Source organism: Leifsonia naganoensis (genome assembly GCF_013410615.1).
In the GTDB taxonomy this organism is placed as follows: domain Bacteria; phylum Actinomycetota; class Actinomycetes; order Actinomycetales; family Microbacteriaceae; genus Leifsonia; species Leifsonia aquatica.
In genome coordinates this window covers 4,213,955-4,230,983 of sequence record NZ_JACCHJ010000001.1, presented here as the reverse complement: position 1 = coordinate 4,230,983, position 17,029 = coordinate 4,213,955, and the positions used below count along the sequence as shown (strand labels likewise).

17 protein-coding genes are annotated in these 17,029 nt (G+C 72.4%); 5 read left to right on the top strand and 12 right to left on the bottom strand.

What is annotated here, in order from left to right; genetic code table 11:
• Positions 1–94: 94 nt before the first annotated feature.
• Positions 95–700 carry a hypothetical protein gene (locus HNR14_RS20350; RefSeq protein WP_179702403.1) on the top strand — a complete coding sequence of 202 codons (606 nt, stop codon included), beginning with the start codon at positions 95–97 and terminating at the stop codon, positions 698–700.
• A gap of 52 nt (positions 701–752) precedes the next feature.
• On the opposite strand, the gene HNR14_RS20345 is transcribed toward HNR14_RS20350, so the two are convergent.
• The 5 genes from HNR14_RS20345 to HNR14_RS20325 are packed head-to-tail and all read right to left on the bottom strand — an operon-like array spanning position 753 to position 6,308.
• Entirely contained in the window at positions 753–2,687 is a 1,935-nt protein-coding gene (locus HNR14_RS20345) for a carboxypeptidase regulatory-like domain-containing protein (RefSeq protein WP_179702402.1), read from the bottom strand.
• A 59-nt stretch (positions 2,688–2,746) separates the two neighbouring features.
• On the bottom strand, positions 2,747–2,944 hold the full coding sequence (locus HNR14_RS20340) for a hypothetical protein (RefSeq protein WP_179702401.1): 198 nt from the start codon (positions 2,942–2,944) through the stop codon (positions 2,747–2,749).
• A gap of 54 nt (positions 2,945–2,998) precedes the next feature.
• On the bottom strand, positions 2,999–4,366 hold the full coding sequence (locus HNR14_RS20335; protein ID WP_179702400.1) for an NtaA/DmoA family FMN-dependent monooxygenase: 1,368 nt from the start codon (positions 4,364–4,366) through the stop codon (positions 2,999–3,001).
• Positions 4,363–5,478 (bottom strand): LLM class flavin-dependent oxidoreductase, encoded by a 1,116-nt coding sequence (locus HNR14_RS20330; protein ID WP_179702399.1) that lies wholly within the window; start codon positions 5,476–5,478, stop codon positions 4,363–4,365. The genes HNR14_RS20335 and HNR14_RS20330 overlap by 4 nt, the downstream gene beginning before the upstream one ends.
• Positions 5,475–6,308: a DUF1684 domain-containing protein gene (locus tag HNR14_RS20325; protein ID WP_179702398.1), complete on the bottom strand. Its 834-nt coding sequence runs from the start codon at positions 6,306–6,308 to the stop codon at positions 5,475–5,477. The genes HNR14_RS20330 and HNR14_RS20325 overlap by 4 nt, the downstream gene beginning before the upstream one ends.
• Before the next feature lie 138 nt (positions 6,309–6,446).
• Between HNR14_RS20325 and HNR14_RS20320 the strand changes: the two genes are divergently transcribed.
• Together HNR14_RS20320 and sufU are read left to right on the top strand one after the other, a co-directional pair.
• Positions 6,447–7,724 (top strand): SufS family cysteine desulfurase, encoded by a 1,278-nt coding sequence (locus HNR14_RS20320; protein WP_179702779.1) that lies wholly within the window; start codon positions 6,447–6,449, stop codon positions 7,722–7,724.
• Positions 7,721–8,164: a Fe-S cluster assembly sulfur transfer protein SufU gene (gene sufU, locus HNR14_RS20315; protein ID WP_021763930.1), complete on the top strand. Its 444-nt coding sequence runs from the start codon at positions 7,721–7,723 to the stop codon at positions 8,162–8,164. The genes HNR14_RS20320 and sufU overlap by 4 nt, the downstream gene beginning before the upstream one ends.
• A gap of 220 nt (positions 8,165–8,384) precedes the next feature.
• Here sufU and HNR14_RS20310 read toward each other — a convergent pair whose 3' ends face one another.
• From HNR14_RS20310 to HNR14_RS20290, 5 genes are all read right to left on the bottom strand, one after another.
• Positions 8,385–8,666, bottom strand: a complete 282-nt coding sequence (locus HNR14_RS20310) for a hypothetical protein (protein ID WP_021763931.1) — start codon at positions 8,664–8,666, stop codon at positions 8,385–8,387.
• A 102-nt stretch (positions 8,667–8,768) separates the two neighbouring features.
• Positions 8,769–9,788, bottom strand: a complete 1,020-nt coding sequence (locus HNR14_RS20305; RefSeq protein ID WP_179702397.1) for a transporter substrate-binding domain-containing protein — start codon at positions 9,786–9,788, stop codon at positions 8,769–8,771.
• Positions 9,789–9,828: 40 nt separating this feature from the next.
• Positions 9,829–10,587 (bottom strand): amino acid ABC transporter ATP-binding protein, encoded by a 759-nt coding sequence (locus tag HNR14_RS20300; protein ID WP_179702396.1) that lies wholly within the window; start codon positions 10,585–10,587, stop codon positions 9,829–9,831.
• A complete protein-coding gene (locus tag HNR14_RS20295; protein ID WP_179702395.1) occupies positions 10,584–11,588 on the bottom strand; it encodes an amino acid ABC transporter permease in 1,005 nt (334 codons plus the stop codon). Before HNR14_RS20295 ends, HNR14_RS20300 begins: the two co-directional genes overlap by 4 nt.
• On the bottom strand, positions 11,585–12,106 hold the full coding sequence (locus HNR14_RS20290) for a GNAT family N-acetyltransferase (protein ID WP_179702394.1): 522 nt from the start codon (positions 12,104–12,106) through the stop codon (positions 11,585–11,587). The genes HNR14_RS20295 and HNR14_RS20290 overlap by 4 nt, the downstream gene beginning before the upstream one ends.
• A gap of 156 nt (positions 12,107–12,262) precedes the next feature.
• On the opposite strand from HNR14_RS20290, the gene HNR14_RS20285 reads away from it, so the two are divergent.
• Positions 12,263–14,167 carry an FAD/NAD(P)-binding protein gene (locus HNR14_RS20285; RefSeq protein ID WP_179702393.1) on the top strand — a complete coding sequence of 635 codons (1,905 nt, stop codon included), beginning with the start codon at positions 12,263–12,265 and terminating at the stop codon, positions 14,165–14,167.
• Positions 14,168–14,644: 477 nt separating this feature from the next.
• Here the strand turns inward: HNR14_RS20285 and HNR14_RS20280 are convergent, their stop codons facing one another.
• Positions 14,645–15,154, bottom strand: coding sequence for a MarR family winged helix-turn-helix transcriptional regulator (locus tag HNR14_RS20280; protein ID WP_021764268.1), 510 nt, complete (start codon positions 15,152–15,154; stop codon positions 14,645–14,647).
• Between the two features lie 39 nt (positions 15,155–15,193).
• On the opposite strand from HNR14_RS20280, the gene HNR14_RS20275 reads away from it, so the two are divergent.
• Positions 15,194–16,111 carry a DMT family transporter gene (locus tag HNR14_RS20275; protein WP_179702392.1) on the top strand — a complete coding sequence of 306 codons (918 nt, stop codon included), beginning with the start codon at positions 15,194–15,196 and terminating at the stop codon, positions 16,109–16,111.
• Here HNR14_RS20275 and HNR14_RS20270 read toward each other — a convergent pair.
• The gene (locus tag HNR14_RS20270) at positions 16,021–16,986 is read right to left on the bottom strand and encodes a Dyp-type peroxidase (protein ID WP_179702391.1); all 966 of its coding nucleotides are present in this window, start codon (positions 16,984–16,986) and stop codon (positions 16,021–16,023) included. The genes HNR14_RS20275 and HNR14_RS20270 overlap by 91 nt on opposite strands.
• Between the last annotated feature and the right edge of the window lie 43 nt (positions 16,987–17,029).

Below are 17,029 nucleotides of genomic sequence, written 5' to 3'. Positions count from 1 at the left end.
CGGAATCGACCTTCCCCCACGCTGTCCGGCGCGGGTAGTGTGTCCCCACACGTGTCCGTCCCTGCACCCGAGCGGCGGACGGATGGGGGTGTCGATGAGGTTCTTCCCCGAGCGCGAGCAGCGCCCCGTGGACAGTCGCGACCCGCAGCGCTCCCGCGCCCCGCGCTGGTCGCGCCCGCCCGACGACGAGCTGCCCCACGCGCTCCCCGAAACCGCCGTGCTCGGCACGACCGAGAACCTCGCCCTGCTGCTCTCCGGTGTGCGCGCCTACTCCGACGGCGCGCTGTTCCTGGTCGAGTGGAGGCTGCGCAGGCTCGACGAGGACGACGCCGCCTGGGCCTCGCTGGTGCGTCGCGTCGGCGGCCCGAGGCTGCCGGGGGAGCAGGAGCTCGGCTCGCTGCGGCTGGGGCTGGAACTGGCCGATGGGGAGCGCCTGCTCGCCGACGGCGATTCGTGGTGGTTGCCGGGAGAGCTCACCGAGCCCGACCAGCACGTGCTCGGCATGGCGAACTGGAGCGGTGGAGGCAGCGACGACACGCAGGTCTTCTCCGGCGACCTCTGGCTGTGGCCGCTGCCGCCGGAGGGTCCGCTGACGCTCGCGTGGGAATGGCCCGCCTTCGGTCTCGCCGAGGGGACGCGGGAACTGTCGGGCGACCGCATCCGCGCCGCCGCCGACTACGCCAGACCGATCTGGGACTGACGCACCGTCGGGCCGGCGCCCCGCTGGGCTGGCCCCCGCTGGGCTGACCCCGTCAGCCGCGGCGCACGCGCGCCCGGCGGCGGCCCGCGACGATGGTCGCCGCGCCACCGATGGTGAAGAGCGCCGCGAGCGCGATCAGGGTCGAGGCGCCGGTCGAACCGGTGTCTGCGAGCTCGCCCGTCGTCAGCGACGTGCTCCCGCTACCGTCGCCCGGCGTGGGTGTCGGCGGTGCGGGAACGGCCGTGAGGGCGAAGCCCGGCACGGCCAGCGCGTCACCGGCGTCCGTGATCGTCACCGTCTGGGTGAGCGGGCCGGAGGCGGTGTAGCCGTCCGGGATGGTGAGGGTGATCGTGTAGTCGCCCGGCGGGAGTCCGCCCAGGTCGTAGGAGCCGTCGGTGCCGGTCGTGAGGGTCGTCGGGGCGTCCGGCCCCGTGACGACGACCGTCGCACCCCCGACAGGTCCGGTGTCGGCGGTCACGACGCCCGCGAGCGATCCGGTCTTCGCCAGCGCGAAGTCGACCCCGGTGACGTCGTCGGCGTCGACGGTGGCGTCCCGCTCGGCGGGGCCGCTGATGAGGTAGCCGTCCGGCGCCGAGACGGTCACGGAGTAGCCGCCGGCGTCGAGCCGGGGCAGCGTATAGGTGCCGTCGGCGCCGGTGACGGTGCTGACGGTGCCGCTCGGCCCGGTCGCGGTGATCACGACGCCGGCGACCGGCCCGGCCGCGTCGGTGACGGTGCCGCTGAGGCTCGGGTTCTCGCGCACCTGGAAGTCGACGCCGAGGATGGGGGTCTCCGAGCCGGAGGGCACGGTGATGGGCTGGCCGGGGGTGACGACCGTGTATCCGGCCGGGACGTCGGTGACCTGCACCGTGTACGGGCCGACCTCCGCGTGATCGAACAGGTACGTGCCGTCCGGCCCCGTGACTGTGGTCACGCCGGGCATGAGTTCGACCGTCGCGCCGGGCACGGCGTTGCCGGCGGTGTCGCGTACCGTGCCTCCCACCGCCACGGGGACGATGACGTGCATCGAGAAGTCGGCGACGCCGTCCGTGGCGGAGAGATCGACCGGGCGGGAACGCGGCGCGTCGGCGATCCAGCCGCCGGGCGGGGTGATCGACACCGTGTAGCCCGCGCTCGCCTGGACGCCGGGGAACGAGTAGGTGCCGTCCGCGCCGGACGTGGTGGTGCCGACGACGGTGCCGTTCGCGTCGGTCAGCGTCAGCGTCGCGCCCGCGGGGCTGCTGGCATCCGTCGTCGTGACCGTGCCGGTGACATCCCGGGCGAGGGAGGCGAACCAGGTCTGGTAGACGGGGAGCCCGCTGCGCTGGGTGTAGATGAACGTCAGGGACGAGATGGGTGCTGTCGGCTCGAACCAGCCGGCCGCACCGTTGGTGTCGGCCGCGGCCGCGTTGCCGGTGAGGGTCTGCGTCGTCGCATCCCAGGTCGGCACGTCCGTCGCGGACCCCGTGCACGACGGCTTGCCGGCGACGCCGGGGGCGCAGTAGTTGAATCCGCCGTTGAAGCCCAGTTGAGCGGCGGTGAGCGCCGTCCCGTTCGGGCCGACGGCGCGGATCTGCACCTTGTCGGCGTCGATGTCGCCGAGCACGAAGGTCCAGCCGGAGGTCGGCGTCGGGTTGGCGAACGAGTACGTCGTGGTCGACGGGGATGCCGGATTGTCCGCCTTGGGGCGCAGGTTGAGATAGGGCCGGTTCAGGCTCGAACCATACTTAGCGCCGACGGGCGTGCCCTGCGACAGCCAGGTCGATGCTCCCGAGATGACGCCGATCTGACCGGCGCGCGAGTCCGTCGTCACCGTGGCCGTCATCGCCGGCGTGTTCGCCACCTGCACGGTGTACGAGCTCGGGCTGTTGGCGGTCCATCCCGCCCACAATCCGGTCGTCGCGGCCGAGGCCGGTGTCGCGGCGATGAGCGGCAGAAGGGCGAGGGCCGCGACTGTCGTGAGGATGACCGGCAAGCGAGAGCGCACGGGCCGAACCTACGCTGGGCGTGCTGTCCTGTCTAGACCGGTCGACCCGCGGACGGGGGTCAGCGCCCGCGCCGGCGGCGGATCCCGAAGCCGAGCAGCACCGCGCCGATGATCGCGACCAGCACACCCGCGCCGCGCACGAGCCACTGCACCTGCCCGGTGGCCGCGTCGACGAGCAGGGGCACGGCCAGCCCGACGACGATCAGTGCGATGCCGCCGATGAAGTACCAGGGGGAGCCGTTCGTGCGTTCGACCATTCCCTCAGCCTACCCAGCGGCGCGCCGTCGCGGCGGGCCCGCCCGTGCGCCCCGTCAGGCGCTCTGCGCGGCCCGCTCGCGCCGGGTCAGCGGCGCCCGCAGGCCCAGGTTCTCGCGCAGCGTGCTGCCGGCGTACTCGGTCGGGTAGATGCCGCGCTCCTGCAACTCGGGCACCAGCAGGTCGACGATGTCGTCGAGGCCCGACGGGATGAGCCACGGGGTGATGTTGAACCCGTCGACGATGCCGGCGTCGGCGTAGCGCTGGAGGGTCGCCGCGACGGAACCGGCGCTCCCCACGAAGCCGCGGGTCGAGTTGAGCGCGATCACCAGCTCCCGGATCGAGAGCCCCTCGGCCTCCGAACGCGCACGCCAGGCATCGGCCGTGGTCTTGGCCTGGGCGGCGCGGAACGCGGTGCCGCGGGTCTCGCCGGTCGTCTCCTGCACCGGATCGAAGGAGGGGAGGGGGCCGTCCGGGTCGAGTGCGGAGAGATCCGTTCCCCAGATGTTCTCGATGAACGCGATCGCGGTCTGCGGCGAGATCTGGGCGCGGCGCAGCCAGCGGGCCTTCTCCTCCGCCTCGGCGTCGGTGTCCGCGATGACGAACTCCTGACCCGGGAAGATCTTCAGGTCGTCCGCCGGCCGCCCTGCCCGCAGCGTGCGCTGACGGATGTCGGCGGCGAAGGCGGATGCGTCGTCGAAGGCGCTGTGCGCCGAGAAGATCACGTCGGCCTGGCGCGCGGCGAAGTCACGGCCGTCGGGGGAGTCGCCGGCCTGGAACAGCACGGGGTGGCCCTGCGGGCTGCGCGGGAGGCGTGAGACGGCCTGCGCCGTGTAGTGCCCGGTGCGCGCCTCGGCGGTGCCGGTGCCCCGCCCGGGCCGTGACCAGGCTGCGGCATCGGTCGCGTCGGCGATCTCGTCGTCCCAGGCGTCCCAGAGGGCCTTCGCCGCGACGACGACGGCCTCGGCGTGCGTGTACCGGTCGGCGTGGTCGAGGTAGCCGCCGCGGCGGAAGTTCTCACCCGTCCACGCGTTGTCGGTCGTCACGATGTTCCAGGCGGCGCGGCCTCCCGAGAGCAGGTCGAGGCTGTTCAGCCGGTGCGCCAGATCGAACGGGTCGTTGTAGGTCGTGTTCTGCGTGGCGACGAGCCCGATCCGGCTGGTCACCGCGGCCAGGGCGGCGAGCTGGGTCTGCGCGTCCGGGCGTCCCGCCACGTCCAGCTGGTGCAGCTGTCCCAGGTGCTCGCGCAGGCGCAGACCTTCGCCGAGGAAGAACGCCGAGAACAGGCCGCGCTCGGCAGTCTGCGCCACCCGGCGGAAGCTCTCGAAGTCGATCTGCGAACCGCTGGCCGGGTCGGACCACACGGTGCTGAAGTTGACACCCTGGAAGAAGACGCCGAAGCGGAGGACGGTGGGGGCGGTCATGCGGACTCCTCGAGACGGTCGGCGGTGTGTGGGAGGGCCGGCGCCTCCGCGAGGCCCAGGGTGGTGCGGAGGGCGTCGCCCGCGCGGGGCGTCGCGACCGGGATGCGCTCGCGCAGCGCCGGGACGACGGCGCGGCCGAGCTCCTCCAGGTCGACGTCGAGCACCGCGGGATGCAGGCGGACGCCGTCGACGACGGTGGCGAGCGCCGCGAGCAGCTCGACCAGGGCCGGCCCGGTGCCGGCGAACCGGGCACGGCTGCCGTCCCATGGGTCGTGCGCGTCGAGCGCCGCGATGCGGGTCGCGGCAGGCACTCCCGCGGAGTCGAGGGCGACCTCCAGCTCGAGCACCGCGAGGACCGCTCCGCGCGAGCGCAGCGTCGAGGCGAGCGCGGCGGAGGCGGCGACGAGCTCGCCCGGCTCTGTCGAGGCGACGTCGAAGAGCGCCACATCGAGCTCGAGGCGCTCGGCGAGCGCGGCCGGCCCAAAGACCGGCAGCAGGCCCTGCGGAGGCCGCGGCACGATGGACGGACCCGTCACGCGGTAGTCGTCCCCGGCGAAGTCGATGTGGTGCACGCGGTCGCGGTCGAGGTAGCGACCGGTGGGCACGTCAGCGATGACCGCGTCCGCCTCCCAGGACAGCCAGAGGCGGCGCGACACCTCCACGGCGTCGGCGGCACGGTCGACCGCGACGGACGCGGAGACGGACGGACGGCCGAACACGGCGGCGGCACGGGCGTCGGGGTCGGCCGCGACCAGCCAGCCGCCGCGCCCGTGGGATGCGTAGTCGAGGCTGGCGAGCTGGGTGCCGACGTGGAAGGGCTCGCCGTACACGCCGTGGACCGTCGGGACGAGGCCGATCGCGCAGGTCAGCGGCGCCGCGTAGGCCGCGCGGAGCACCGCGTCCAGGCGCGCCTGCGGACCGCCGGGGTGGCCGGGCGCGATGGGGGCGTCGTCGAACGTCGCGAAGGCGAACCCCGCGCGCTCGGCGAGCTGCGCCCGCCCTGCGACGACCGACCCCGAGAGCAGATCAGCGGGAGCGTGCGACGCGGCACGCCAGGCGGCGGGATGCGCGCCGTCGCCGTCGAGTTCGACGCCGAGCACGAGGCCGGTCATGCGTGGCCCCGCTCTCCGCCGCGCTCGACGGGGATGCGCTCGCCGGCCGTCACGGCGAACGGCAGGCGGTTGCCGGCCGGCGGCAGCGGGCAGGTGGCGAAATCGGTGTAAGCGCACGGGAGGTTGACGGCGCGCGTGAAGTCGAGCGCGACCGAGCCGTCGGCCGCGGGAGCCGCGACGGCGAGCGAGCGGTTCGCGGCGTACGTCGTGACGCCGCTCGTCGCATCCAGGAACAGGACGTGGAGGGCACCGGGGGTCCGTCCGTCGAAGGCCGTCAGCCGGTGCTCGGCGCCGTCGTGCTCGAAGACGACGTCGCCCGGTGCGGCGTACACGTGCTCCAGGCCCTCCGCCACCGACCCGACGGTGACGTCGTGGGGCTCGGCGAACGGCTCGAACCGGCCGGCGATCAGCCACCGCTCGTCGGGCGCGTAGGTCGGCGTGCCCTCGTACGCGGAGCGGATGGGGGCGTCGGGATGCCGCGGGCGGACGATGTCGGACCCGCCGCGGCGTGCGACCTCCACCACCGCGTCGCCGAACGAGACGATCCGCTGGTCCCGCTCCGCGATCGGCCCGAACGCGTGGCGTCCGGTGACGGTTGCACCGTCGACGATCAGCTCCTCGCCGTCGGCGAGCTGCACGACCGGGCCGTCCTCGCCCGTCGACCACGCGCCGGGCACGTCGTCGAAGCGCTCCGGTTCCGCGGTCAGCCAGCGGAGGGAGGTGATGGCGAGGAAGCCGTGGGCGTCGGCGCGCGCGGCCTCGTGCGCGTCGTGCCAGGCGTGCCACGCGGCCGTGAAGGCGGTGGTGTCGATGTCGGATGCGATGCTCATGCCGCAGGACGCTACCGGCGGCCCACCGGGGGCGGGCAAGGGCTGCCGACACGCGGCGTAACCCCCGTCATCCGGGGTCACGCGGGTTGCAGAACGCACGGCGGGATTGCAGGAGCCGCTTGTATGGTTGAGGACCGTATGCGCACCGACATCCTCGACACGGCCCGCCTGCGCGCGGACTTCCCGATCCTCGCCCGCGAGGTCAACGGCCACCCGTTCGTCTACCTCGACTCCGGGGCCACCTCCCAGAAGCCCCGCCAGGTGCTCGACGCAGAACGCGCCTTCGCCGAGACCTACACTTCGGCGGTGCATCGCGGCGCCCACACGGTCGCAGGCGAGGCCACCGAGCTGTTCGAGGAGGCCCGCGAACGCGTCGCGCGCTTCGTCGGAGCGCGCCCCGACGAGCTGGTGTGGACCTCCAACGCCACCGAAGGGCTGAACCTCATCGCGTACGGGATGTCGAACGCCTCCCTCGGCCGCGGCGGCGCGGAGTCGGCGCGCTTCCGGCTCGGGCCCGGCGACGAGATCGTCGCCACCGAGGCCGAGCACCACGCCAACCTCGTGCCCTGGCAGGAGCTCGCCGCACGCACCGGTGCGACCCTCCGCATCATCGGCCTCCACGACGACGGCACCCTGCGCCTCGACCAGGCGGCCGAGCTGATCGGCCCGCGCACCCGCGTCGTCGCGTTCGCCCACGTCTCCAACGTGCTGGGCGCGATCGCCCCCGTCGCCGAGCTGGTCGCGCTCGCGCACGAGCACGGCGCGCTGGTCGTGCTCGACGCCTGCCAGTCCGTCCCGCACCTGCCGGTGGACGTCGCCGCGCTCGACGTCGACTTCGCGGTCTTCTCCGGCCACAAGATGCTCGGCCCCACCGGCGTCGGCGCGCTCTACGGCCGCGCCGACCTCTTGAACGCGCTCCCGCCCTTCCTCACCGGCGGCTCCATGATCACGACCGTGACGCTCGAGGGCGCCGAGTACCTCCCGGCGCCGCAACGCTTCGAGGCGGGCACGCAGCGCGTCTCGCAGGCGGTCGCGCTCGCCGCGGCCGTCGACTACCTCGACGCGGTCGGGATGGCCGCCATCGCGGAGCACGAGGAGGCGCTGGGCGGGCGGATGCTCGCCGCACTCGACGATATTCCCGGCGTCCGCGTGCTCGGTCCGGGCGTGGGAACCCCGCGGGTCGGCCTCGCCAGCTTCGTCGTCGACGGCATCCACTCGCACGACGTCGGCCAGTTCCTCGACGACCGCGGCATCGCCGTGCGCGTCGGCCACCACTGCGCGCAGCCCGTGCACCGCCGCTTCGGCGCCACCGCGAGCACGCGCATCAGCACCTACCTGTACAACACCGCGGACGAGGTGGATGCGGCCGTCGCCGCCGTCGCCGACGCCCGCGCCTTCTTCGGAGTGGCCGCATGACCTCCAGCGATCTGCAGAACCTCTACCAGCAGGTGATCCTCGATCACGCGCGCGAGAAGCACGGCTACGGCCTGCGCGACGACGCGGCCGCGAGCTCGCACCAGCTCAACCCGACCTGCGGCGACGAGGTCACCGTCGGCGTGCATCCCGCCGCCGACGGCCGCATCACAGCGATCAGCTGGGAGGGTCACGGCTGCTCGATCTCGACCGCGTCGGCGTCCCTGCTGAGCGACCTCGTGCACGATGTCGACCGCGCGCAGCTGGCGGAGGCGGTCGCCGCGTTCCGCGAGCTCATGCACTCCAAAGGCGCTCTGGAGGGCGACGACGAGGTGCTCGGCGACGCGGTCGCGCTGGCCGGCGTCTCCAAGTACGTCACCCGCGTCAAGTGCGCCATGCTGCCCTGGGTCGCCCTCGAGGACGCCCTCCTCAAGTCGGCCTGATCCGCTCGGTCGCGGACGGAGGAGATCCGGGCCTAGCGGCTCAGGATCCCCTCCGTTACCGGCCTGCGGCCGGCGTGTCGCGCGAAATCTCCTCCGCTGTCCACGACGTGGCCACGGGAGGAGATCGGGTCGCGAAGGGACCCGAAACGCCGGGAACGGAGGAGATCCGGCCCTGCGGGGCCGATCCATCCTCCGTTCCGCGCGCCGCGCCGGGCGGGCGCTACGGGACCGGCGCCAGGTCGACCTCGTCGGCGATCGCCTCCAGGGCCGACGGCAGCGACGGGAAGGTCGTGCCGTAGACCAGCCCGGAGGGGCCGGCGGCCGTCCACGCGGCGCTGCCGCGCTCGACCTTGCCCACCAGGTACCGCTTGTGACCGCCGAGAACCTGGCGCTGGGCGATGGGCAGCGTGAGCGGGAAGGCGTACACGTCGCCCCGGGGGCTGACCACCAGCTCCCACCGGGCTTTGCCGGGGTTGAATTTACTCGTGAAGATGCGCGACATGATCGCTCGTTTCTACCCTCCTCGCGGGGTCGGTCGCCATGTAGATGACGGCCTGTTGCGGGCGACCCGGCCGCGGGAGGCGACCGGGCCGTCCGCGTGGTGTCACTGGTTGCTCAGCGGGAGCCCCGCGGGGTTGACCTCGGAGGTCGGCACGGACTCGTTCGCGAGGTTGTATGCCTTCAGGACCTTCGCGTACTGACCGTGCTCGATGACGTAGTTCAGCGCCGCCGCGACCGGCTCGGCGAGTCCGCTGCCCTTCTTCGAGGTGGCGGCGATGAGGCCCTTCACGGTCTCGCCCGCCCCGGAGAACGTGCCGGCGGTGCGGATGGGGTTGGCGGTCTTCGCGGTCTGCGTCTCCTGGTAGGCGACGGACGGGTTCGGCGTGAAGTAGGCGTCGATCTTGCCCGAGTTCAACGCGAGGTACACCGCATTGGTGTCCGGGTAGTACTTGACGTCGAGCGTCTTGCCCTCGGCCTGGAGCTTCTGCTGCCACTCGAGCAGGATCTTCTCCTGGTTGGTGCCGCGGTCGGTCGCGACCGTCAGCCCGGCGAGGTTCTCGTAGTCGCCGTCGAACTGCCAGGTGCTCTTCTTGAGCACGGCGAACGCGAGGATGTCCTGGCGGTAGGAGGCGAAGTCGTACTTCTGCTTGCGCTCCTCGGTCACCGTGATGTTCGAGAAGCCGGTGTCGATGGTCCCGTTGTCGATGCCGACGAAGAGGTTCTGCCAGGTGGCGTTCTTGAACTCCGGCTGGAGGCCGAGCACCTTCGCGACGAGGCGCGCCAGGTCGGGATCGGTGCCGGTGTACGTCTTCTGGTCGTCGCCGATGTAGGTGATGGGCGGGAAGCCGGAGGGCAGCGCGCCGAGGCCGACGACCAGCTTGCCGCTCTTCTTCACGCTCTCCGGCAGGGTGTCGCGGATGCTGTCGACCTGCTTCAGCTCGACCGTGGTCTCGGTGGCGACGCCGTTCGAGTGGGCGCCGACGGTGACGGTGTCGGATCCGTCGCTCGTGCCGCTCGCCGACGCCTGTCCGGAGCAGGCCGCGAGGGAGGCGATGAGCGCGGTGGCGACGAGCGCGGCGGACGCGATGGTCCGTCGGCGGCGCCGGGGGATGTGCTGTGTCATGGGTTTCTCCAGGGTGCGGTTGGCGGTGTGCGGGTGGTGTTCAGAGCACGCGGCTCAGGAACTCTCTGGTGCGCTTCTCGCGCGGGTGGTCGAGCACGTCGGCCGGGGTGCCCTGCTCGACCACGACGCCGTCGTCGAGGAAGACGACGCGGTCGGCCACCTCCCGGGCGAAGCCGATCTCGTGTGTGACGACCACGAGGGTCGCGCCGCTGCCGGCGAGCGAGCGGATGACCGCGAGCACCTCGCCGACGAGCTCGGGGTCGAGGGCGCTGGTCGGCTCGTCGAAGAGCAGCACTTCGGGCTCCAGGGCGAGCGCCCGGGCGATCGCCACGCGCTGCTGCTGGCCGCCGGAGAGCTGGCGGGGGTAGGCCGCCTCCTTCTCGGCGAGACCGACACGTGCCAGGAGGGTGCGGGCCCGTTCCCGGGCGGCCCCCGGGGAAACGCCGTGCGCGATCGGGGCCTCGGTCACGTTCTCGAGGATCGTCAGGTGCGGGAAGAGGTTGAAGCTCTGGAAGACGAATCCGATCCGGGCGCGCTGGGCGAGGATGCGCCGCTCGCTGAGCTCCTTCAGCCGGCCGCGGTGCACGTGCACGCCGATCAGCTCGCCGCCCACGACCACATAGCCTTCGTCGAGCGGCTCCAGGTGGTTGATGGCGCGCAGCAGCGTGGACTTGCCTGAGCCGGACGGGCCGAGCACGACCGTGACCGTGCCCGCCTCGATCGTGAGGTCGATCCCGCGCAGCACGGGACGATCTCCGAAGGCCTTGGTCGCGTTGGCGATCTCGATGCCGGCGCTCATACTGCACCGTCCAGACGGTTGTTCGCCCAGCCGCGCAGTCGCTGGAACGGGGTCGGCGGCAGGGCGCGCACCGATCCGCGGGCGTAGTAGCGCTCGATGTAGTACTGGATGGTCGAGACGACGCTGGTCAGGACCAGGTACCAGATGGTGGCGACGACCAGCAGCGGGATGATGTCGCCGGGGTTCGTGCTGCCGATGCTCTGGACCACGCCGAACAGGTCGAGCAGGGAGACGTAGAAGAGCAGGGAGCTGGCCTTCAGGAGGCCGATGATCTGGTTGACGTACGCGGGCACGATCGACCGCAGCGCCTGGGGCAGGATGACCCGGCGGAACTGCCGGCCGCGGGAGAGGCCGAGGGCCTTCGCAGCCTCCTGCTGGCCCGGGTCCACGGCGAGCACGCCGGCGCGGACGATCTCGGAGGCGTACGCGATCTCACTGAGGCTCAGGCCGATCACGCCGAGCGTCAGATCGGAGAGCACCGTCACCGTCGGCACCGTGAGCTGCGGGCCGAACGGGATCCCGATCCCGATCGACGGGTAGAGGCTGCCCAGGTTGTACAGGAAGATCAGGACGAGGATCAGCGGCACCGAGCGGAACAGCCAGACGTACAGCCAACTGACGGTGTTGAGCACCGGGTTGGGCGACAGGCGGCCCAGCGCGATGACGACACCGCCGACGAAGCTCACGACGGCGCTGATCGCGGTGGCGGTGAGGGTGAGCTGGAGACCGGTCAGGATCGCGGGGCTGAACAGCCATTTTCCGACCTTCGCCCACTCCCACGACGGGTTGGTGAACAACGACTGCCCGGCGTTCACCAGCAGCAGGAGCACCAGGGCGGCGCCGAGCCAGCGTCCCGGGTGGCGGAGGGCGAGCACCGGCCGGTCGGCCAGGCGGCGCAGGGCGGCGGAGTCGGGGAGGGGCGCGCGTCCGGAGGGCGTCGATCCCGTGGCGGTGGCTGCGGCGTCCGCCGTCGTCGGCGCGGCCGTCGTGGTCGCGCTCATCGTCGGCCGCCTGCGGAGCGCGCCGACAGCGTCTTCTCGAACGGGTGGATGCCGACCTCCTCCGCGGTCAGGGCCGGGTCGTACAGCGGCGTGTACCCCGCGGCGAGGTACAGGCCCTTCGCCTCCGGCTGGCGCGGCCCGGTGGTGAGGTACACCCGGGTGTAGCCGCGGCGCACGGCCTCGGACTCCAGCTCGGCGACGACCCGGCGGCCGAGTCCCTCGCGGCGGTGGGCCGAGCTCGTCCAGATGCGCTTGAGCTCGGCGGTGCTCTCGTCGTAGCGCTTGAACGCGCCGCCCGCGATGGGCGTCCCGGCGCGCAGCAGCACGACGAAGGCGCCGTGCGGCGCCGCGAACTCCTCGGCGGGGTAGCGGCTCAACTCGGTCGAGGCGCGCTCGCCGAAGAAGTCGCCGTACCGGGTGTCGTACTCGAGTTCGAGCTCGACGAGCAGCGGTCGGGCCAGCTCGTCGGTGGCGTCGACGTACCGGAACTCGTCGGCGATGACGGGGGATGCGGTCATCGACGGGCCTCCAATCGGATGGGGAGCGGAACGGTTGCCGACGACCGTACGGGCGGCCGTCAAGCGGACGGGAGCTCCCGTTACGGTTTGCGACGCGGGCGTCACACGGCGAAACGGAGGCTTGGCAGCAGGCCGTCGGCGGGCGACGCTGCTCGGATGCCGTCCACCGCCCCGCCCGCCTCCGTCGCCCTCGTCGGAGCCGGTCCGCGCGCCGCGGGCTGGCTGGAGCGCTTCGCCGCCGCGCGGTCGGTGCGCGACGATCGGCCCGCCGCGATCGTGCACCTGATCGACCCGTTCCCGCCCGGGGCCGGTCGCATCTGGCGGCGCGACCAGTCGCCGCTGCTCAAGCTGAATTCGATGGTCGAGGACGTCACGATGTTCACCGACGACTCGTGCACGGTCGAGGGCCCGGTGCGCCCCGGCCCGTCGTTGCTGGAGTGGGTGGAGGCCGTGCGGGCCGGATCCCTCGACGATGCCCACATCGAGGACCCGCTCGTGGCGGCCGAACTGCGCGGTCTGCAGCGCGGGGACTTCCCGACGCGGCGGCTGCAGAGCCACTACCTGGACTGGTTCCTCCGCCGGGCCGTCGCCGCTCTCGACGACGGCGTGACCGTCGTCCTCCATCGTGACCGCGTGCGCGCGGTGGAGGGTGTGGAGGGCCCGCAGGTCGTGCACCTCGCGAGCGGCGGCAGTCTGACCGTCGACGCAGTCGTCTACGCGCTGGGCCACGCGGGAAGCGAGCCGGTGGGGGAGTCGGCGGAGTTCGCGACATTCGCGGCACGTCACAGCCTCGACTACGTCGCCCCGGCGTTCACGGCCGACGCCGATCTCGACGCGTTCGGACCCGGCCGCACGGTCGCGGTGCGCGGCTTCGGCCTGGCCGCGGTGGATCTGATCGTGCTGCTGACGGAGGGGCGGGGAGGCCGCTTCGTGCGTGACGACGGCCCCGGTCTGCGCTACGTCCCGAGCGGCCTGGAGCCGCACCTCCTGATCGGCTCGCGCCGCGGCGTCCCGTACCGGTCGAAGATCTCGTCGCAGCTGGTCGGCGAGCCTCCCGCGCTCCGCCATCTGACGCCGGAGGTCGTGGCGGCGCTGGCCGCCTCCCCGGAGCGGCTCGACTTCCGCGACGCCGTCTGGCCGCTGATCGCCCGGGAGCTCGTGCACGGCTACTACCGCGAGTTGTTCACCGGTCATCCCGAGCGGGTCCGCCTCCCGTGGTCCACGTTCGTCGCCGAGCTCGATCGCGTCGGACCGGAGGGTGGCGGCTACCGCGCGCTGGTCGCGCGTGCCCTGCGGCATCCCGACGACGCCCTGCACCTGGACGCGTTCGACCGGCCCCTCGACGGCGCCCGCTTCGACGACCCCGAGGCCCTACAGGAGTGGGTCCGCACCCACCTCCGCACCGATCTGCATCACCGCACTCACCCGGACCGCAGCGCGACCCTCGGGCTCTTCACGGCCCTGCTGCACGCGCTGTTCGCGATCGCCCCGCACCTCGCGGGTGAGCTCTGGACCGAGGAGTCGCGTCGTCGCGACGTGGTCGGGTGGTGGCCGGGGTATTTCAGCTACGTCGCATCCGGACCTCCCGGGCATCGGCTGGAGGAGCTCATCGCGCTGTCGGAGGCCGGGATCGTCCGCTTCGCCGGCGCCGGGATCCGGGTGACGGCCGATGAGGAGGCCGAAGTGTTCCGGGTCGGCAGCGCGAGCGTTCCGGATGAGACGGAGGTCACGGCCCTGATCGACGCATGGCTGCCCGCCGCCACCGCCGAGACGAGCGACGAACCCGCGCTGCTCGACCTCGTGACCTCCGGTGCCGGTTCGGTGCGCCACGGCCAGGTGCGCGTCTCGACCGAGGAATCCCGGCTGCTGCGCCCGGACGGCTCGCCGCATCCGGCGCGCTGGGCGATCGGCCCCTTCACGACCGCGCCCTTCGCCGGCGCCTTCTCGCGGCCGGGCACGAACGCCCTGGCCTTCCGCGAGAACGACCGCGTGGCGCGCGCGGTGCTCGACGCCCTGACCGCGCGCACCCCCGCACCCGCCGCCGCATCTCGCGAGGCGTGACTAGTCGCGGGTGCTGGGCCAGCGTTACCCGCAACTACTCACCCCTCGTGGGAGCTCCTCCGCACCCCACGGGAGCCCCCCAAACCCTGCCTCGCGAGGTGCGAGTAGTTGCGGGTATTGGGCACCCTTTACCCGCAACAACTCACCCCTCGCGGGAGTTCCTCCACATCCCGCCGGAGCCCCCACACCCTGTCTCGCGAGGTGCGGGTAGTTGCGGGTATTGGGCCCCCTTTACCCGCAACAACTCACCCTTCGCGGGAGCTCCTCCGCACCCCACGGGAGCCCCCAAACCCTGCCTCGCGAGGTGCGAGTAGTTGCGGGTGTTGGACCCCCTTTACCCGCAACAACTCACCCCTCGCGGGACCCTCTCCACACCCCTGTCTCGCGAGGTGAGATTAGTTGCGGGTATTGGGCACCCTTTACCCGCAACAACTCACCCTTCGCGGGCGGGCGCGCCCACCGCACCCGCGCGCCCGCTCACCCCTCCAGCGTCCCGAGCCAGCGGGTCAGGATGCCCTCCAGTGCGCGGGCGTCGTCGGGCGCGAGCTCGTCCAGGAGGCGCTTCTCGTTCGCCATGTGGGCCGTGAACGCGGCGTCGATCGTCGTGCGGCCGAGCGGCGTCAGCGCGACGACCCTTCCGCGCCCGTCGCCGTCGGCCGCGCGCCGGGCGACGAGCCCGGCGTGCTCCAGCCGGTCGAGGCGCTTCGTCATGCCTCCGGTCGTGACCATGGTGTGCTCGGCGAGCTCTCCGGGCGTGCGCTCGAAGGGTTCACCCGCGCGCCGGAGGGCGGCGAGCACGTCGAAGTCTCCCTCGCCGAGGCCGTGCTCGGCGTAGACGGTGGCGAGCTCCTCGGTCAGCCGGGCGGCCACGCGATGCAACCGGCCGATGACGCCCTGCGGCGAGACGTCGAGGTCGGGACGTTCGCGGCGCCATTCCTGCTGGATGCGCGCGACGTGATCGGGGTGTGCCGGGATCGACTTCTCCATGCCTTCACAATACCTTCCGAGGAAGCTAAAGTAGCTTCCATGGAAGCTAAATGGGGCTGGGTCGCCCTCACCGCCATCGCCCCGATCGCCTGGGGCTCCACCTACGTCGTCACGCGCGCCGTCCTCCCGGGGGAGCCGCTGTGGGGCGCGGTGCTCCGCGCGCTGCCGGCCGGCCTCCTCCTCCTGCTGGTGAAGCGCCGCCTCCCGCGCGGAGCGTGGTGGTGGAGGTCGGCTGTGCTGGGCGTCCTCACCTCGGGCGGGTTCTTCGCCCTCGTCTACGCCGTGGCCCGCCTGCTGCCGTCGGGCGTGGCCTCCACCGTCATGGCGGCCTCGCCGCTCGCCATGATGGGTCTCGCCTGGCTGGTGCTGGGCCAGCGCCCGCGGCTCCTCGCGCTGGCGGGCGGCATCGCCGGGGCGATCGGCGTGGCCGTGATGCTGCTGGGCGCGGCGAACGCCGTCGATCCCCTCGGGGTGGTCGCCGCGATCGCGGCCATGCTGCTGTCGTCCGTGGGCTACGTGCTCGCGACGCGCTGGGAGGGGGAGGTGGACGTGTTCTCCGCGACGTCCTGGCAGCTGATCGCCGGCGGCCTCCTGATGCTCCCGCTCGCGCTCGTGTTCGAGGGCGCGCCTCCCGCACTCGACGGCCCCGCGATCGCGGGCTTCGCCTATGTCACCGTGATCGCGACCGCGGTCGCGTTCCTCGCCTGGTTCAGCGGACTGCGCCACCTGGGCCCGGCGACGGTGGGGCTCATCGGCCTCCTCAACCCGGTCACGGGAGTGCTGCTCGGCGCGCTCATCGCGGGGGAGACGCTCACCGGCCGCCAGCTGCTCGGTCTCGCGATCGTGCTCGCCGGGATCGCGGTGGGTCAGTCGGCCAAGGCGTCCAGGAAGCCGCGGGTCGGCGCGAAGAAGGTCGTTCCGGTCACGGCGGTCGAGAAGTCCAGGATGCGGTCGTAGGAGCCGGCCGGGTCGCCGACGAACATCCGCTCCAGCATCCGCTCGATCACCCAAAGCGCGCGCGAGTACCCGATGAAGTAGGTGCCGAACTCGGCCTGACCCGGCCGCCCGAACGGCATGTTGTCGCGCAGGATGTCGTGCTCGACGCCGTCCTCGCCGGTGATGGTCGCGAGGGTCTTGTGGGCCTTGCGCCCGTCGGTCACGTCGTCGAGCTCGACGTTGTCGCTCTTGGTTCGGCCGATCACAGCCTCCTGCTCCGACGTGCCGAGTGCGTTCCAGGCGCCGAGGTCGTGCAGGTACTTCTGCACGACGACGTAGCTGCCGCCGGCGTGCACCGGATCCTCGTCGCCGACGATGGCCGAAGCGTCCATCTCGGAGCCGGTGGGATTCGCGGTGCCGTCCACGAAGCCCAGCAGGTCGCGCGAGTCGAAGTAGCGGAAGCCTGTCACCTCGTCCACCACCGTCACGGCGTCGCCGAGCGCCGAGAGCAGCAGCCGCTCGAACTCGAACGTGAAGTCGCCGCGCTCGGCCCGGATGTGGAAGAGCAGGTCGCCGGGGGTGGCGACCGCCGTGTGCACCCCGCGGAACTCCCGGAAGGCGTGCAGTTCGCGCGGCGGTGCGACGTCGGTGAGCCGCGGCCAGACGGCCGCACCGATCGCGACATTGCACGACAGGTGCGCGTTCAGGTCGCGGAACCCGACCGTCTTGACCAGCCCCGCGAGGTCGCCGAGCACGTCCTTCACTGTGGCGACGGCATCAGGTGAATCGCCCACCGTCACGACGAGGAAGACGGCCGCCCGCGAGAGCGGGGCGTCCACGCTCTGGGGCTCGATCGGGACGCGCTGCCAGCTGTGGTCTCCGGAGGTGTCGGCCATGACATCCACTCTGCCGCATCGGGCCCGTATCACGCATCGGCGG

What these genes read in the sequence shown, in the direction of transcription:
- HNR14_RS20350 (WP_179702403.1), top strand. Translation starts at nt 95, where the DNA reads ATGAGGTTCTTCCCCGAGCGCGAGCAGCGCCCCGTGGACAGTCGCGAC.
- HNR14_RS20340 (WP_179702401.1), bottom strand. Translation starts at nt 2,944, where the DNA reads ATGGTCGAACGCACGAACGGCTCCCCCTGGTACTTCATCGGCGGCATC.
- HNR14_RS20335 (WP_179702400.1), bottom strand. Translation starts at nt 4,366, where the DNA reads ATGACCGCCCCCACCGTCCTCCGCTTCGGCGTCTTCTTCCAGGGTGTC.
- HNR14_RS20330 (WP_179702399.1), bottom strand. Translation starts at nt 5,478, where the DNA reads ATGACCGGCCTCGTGCTCGGCGTCGAACTCGACGGCGACGGCGCGCAT.
- HNR14_RS20325 (WP_179702398.1), bottom strand. Translation starts at nt 6,308, where the DNA reads ATGAGCATCGCATCCGACATCGACACCACCGCCTTCACGGCCGCGTGG.
- HNR14_RS20320 (WP_179702779.1), top strand. Translation starts at nt 6,447, where the DNA reads ATGCGCACCGACATCCTCGACACGGCCCGCCTGCGCGCGGACTTCCCG.
- sufU (WP_021763930.1), top strand. Translation starts at nt 7,721, where the DNA reads ATGACCTCCAGCGATCTGCAGAACCTCTACCAGCAGGTGATCCTCGAT.
- HNR14_RS20310 (WP_021763931.1), bottom strand. Translation starts at nt 8,666, where the DNA reads ATGTCGCGCATCTTCACGAGTAAATTCAACCCCGGCAAAGCCCGGTGG.
- HNR14_RS20305 (WP_179702397.1), bottom strand. Translation starts at nt 9,788, where the DNA reads ATGACACAGCACATCCCCCGGCGCCGCCGACGGACCATCGCGTCCGCC.
- HNR14_RS20300 (WP_179702396.1), bottom strand. Translation starts at nt 10,587, where the DNA reads ATGAGCGCCGGCATCGAGATCGCCAACGCGACCAAGGCCTTCGGAGAT.
- HNR14_RS20295 (WP_179702395.1), bottom strand. Translation starts at nt 11,588, where the DNA reads ATGAGCGCGACCACGACGGCCGCGCCGACGACGGCGGACGCCGCAGCC.
- HNR14_RS20290 (WP_179702394.1), bottom strand. Translation starts at nt 12,106, where the DNA reads ATGACCGCATCCCCCGTCATCGCCGACGAGTTCCGGTACGTCGACGCC.
- HNR14_RS20285 (WP_179702393.1), top strand. Translation starts at nt 12,263, where the DNA reads ATGCCGTCCACCGCCCCGCCCGCCTCCGTCGCCCTCGTCGGAGCCGGT.
- HNR14_RS20280 (WP_021764268.1), bottom strand. Translation starts at nt 15,154, where the DNA reads ATGGAGAAGTCGATCCCGGCACACCCCGATCACGTCGCGCGCATCCAG.
- HNR14_RS20275 (WP_179702392.1), top strand. Translation starts at nt 15,194, where the DNA reads ATGGAAGCTAAATGGGGCTGGGTCGCCCTCACCGCCATCGCCCCGATC.
- HNR14_RS20270 (WP_179702391.1), bottom strand. Translation starts at nt 16,986, where the DNA reads ATGGCCGACACCTCCGGAGACCACAGCTGGCAGCGCGTCCCGATCGAG.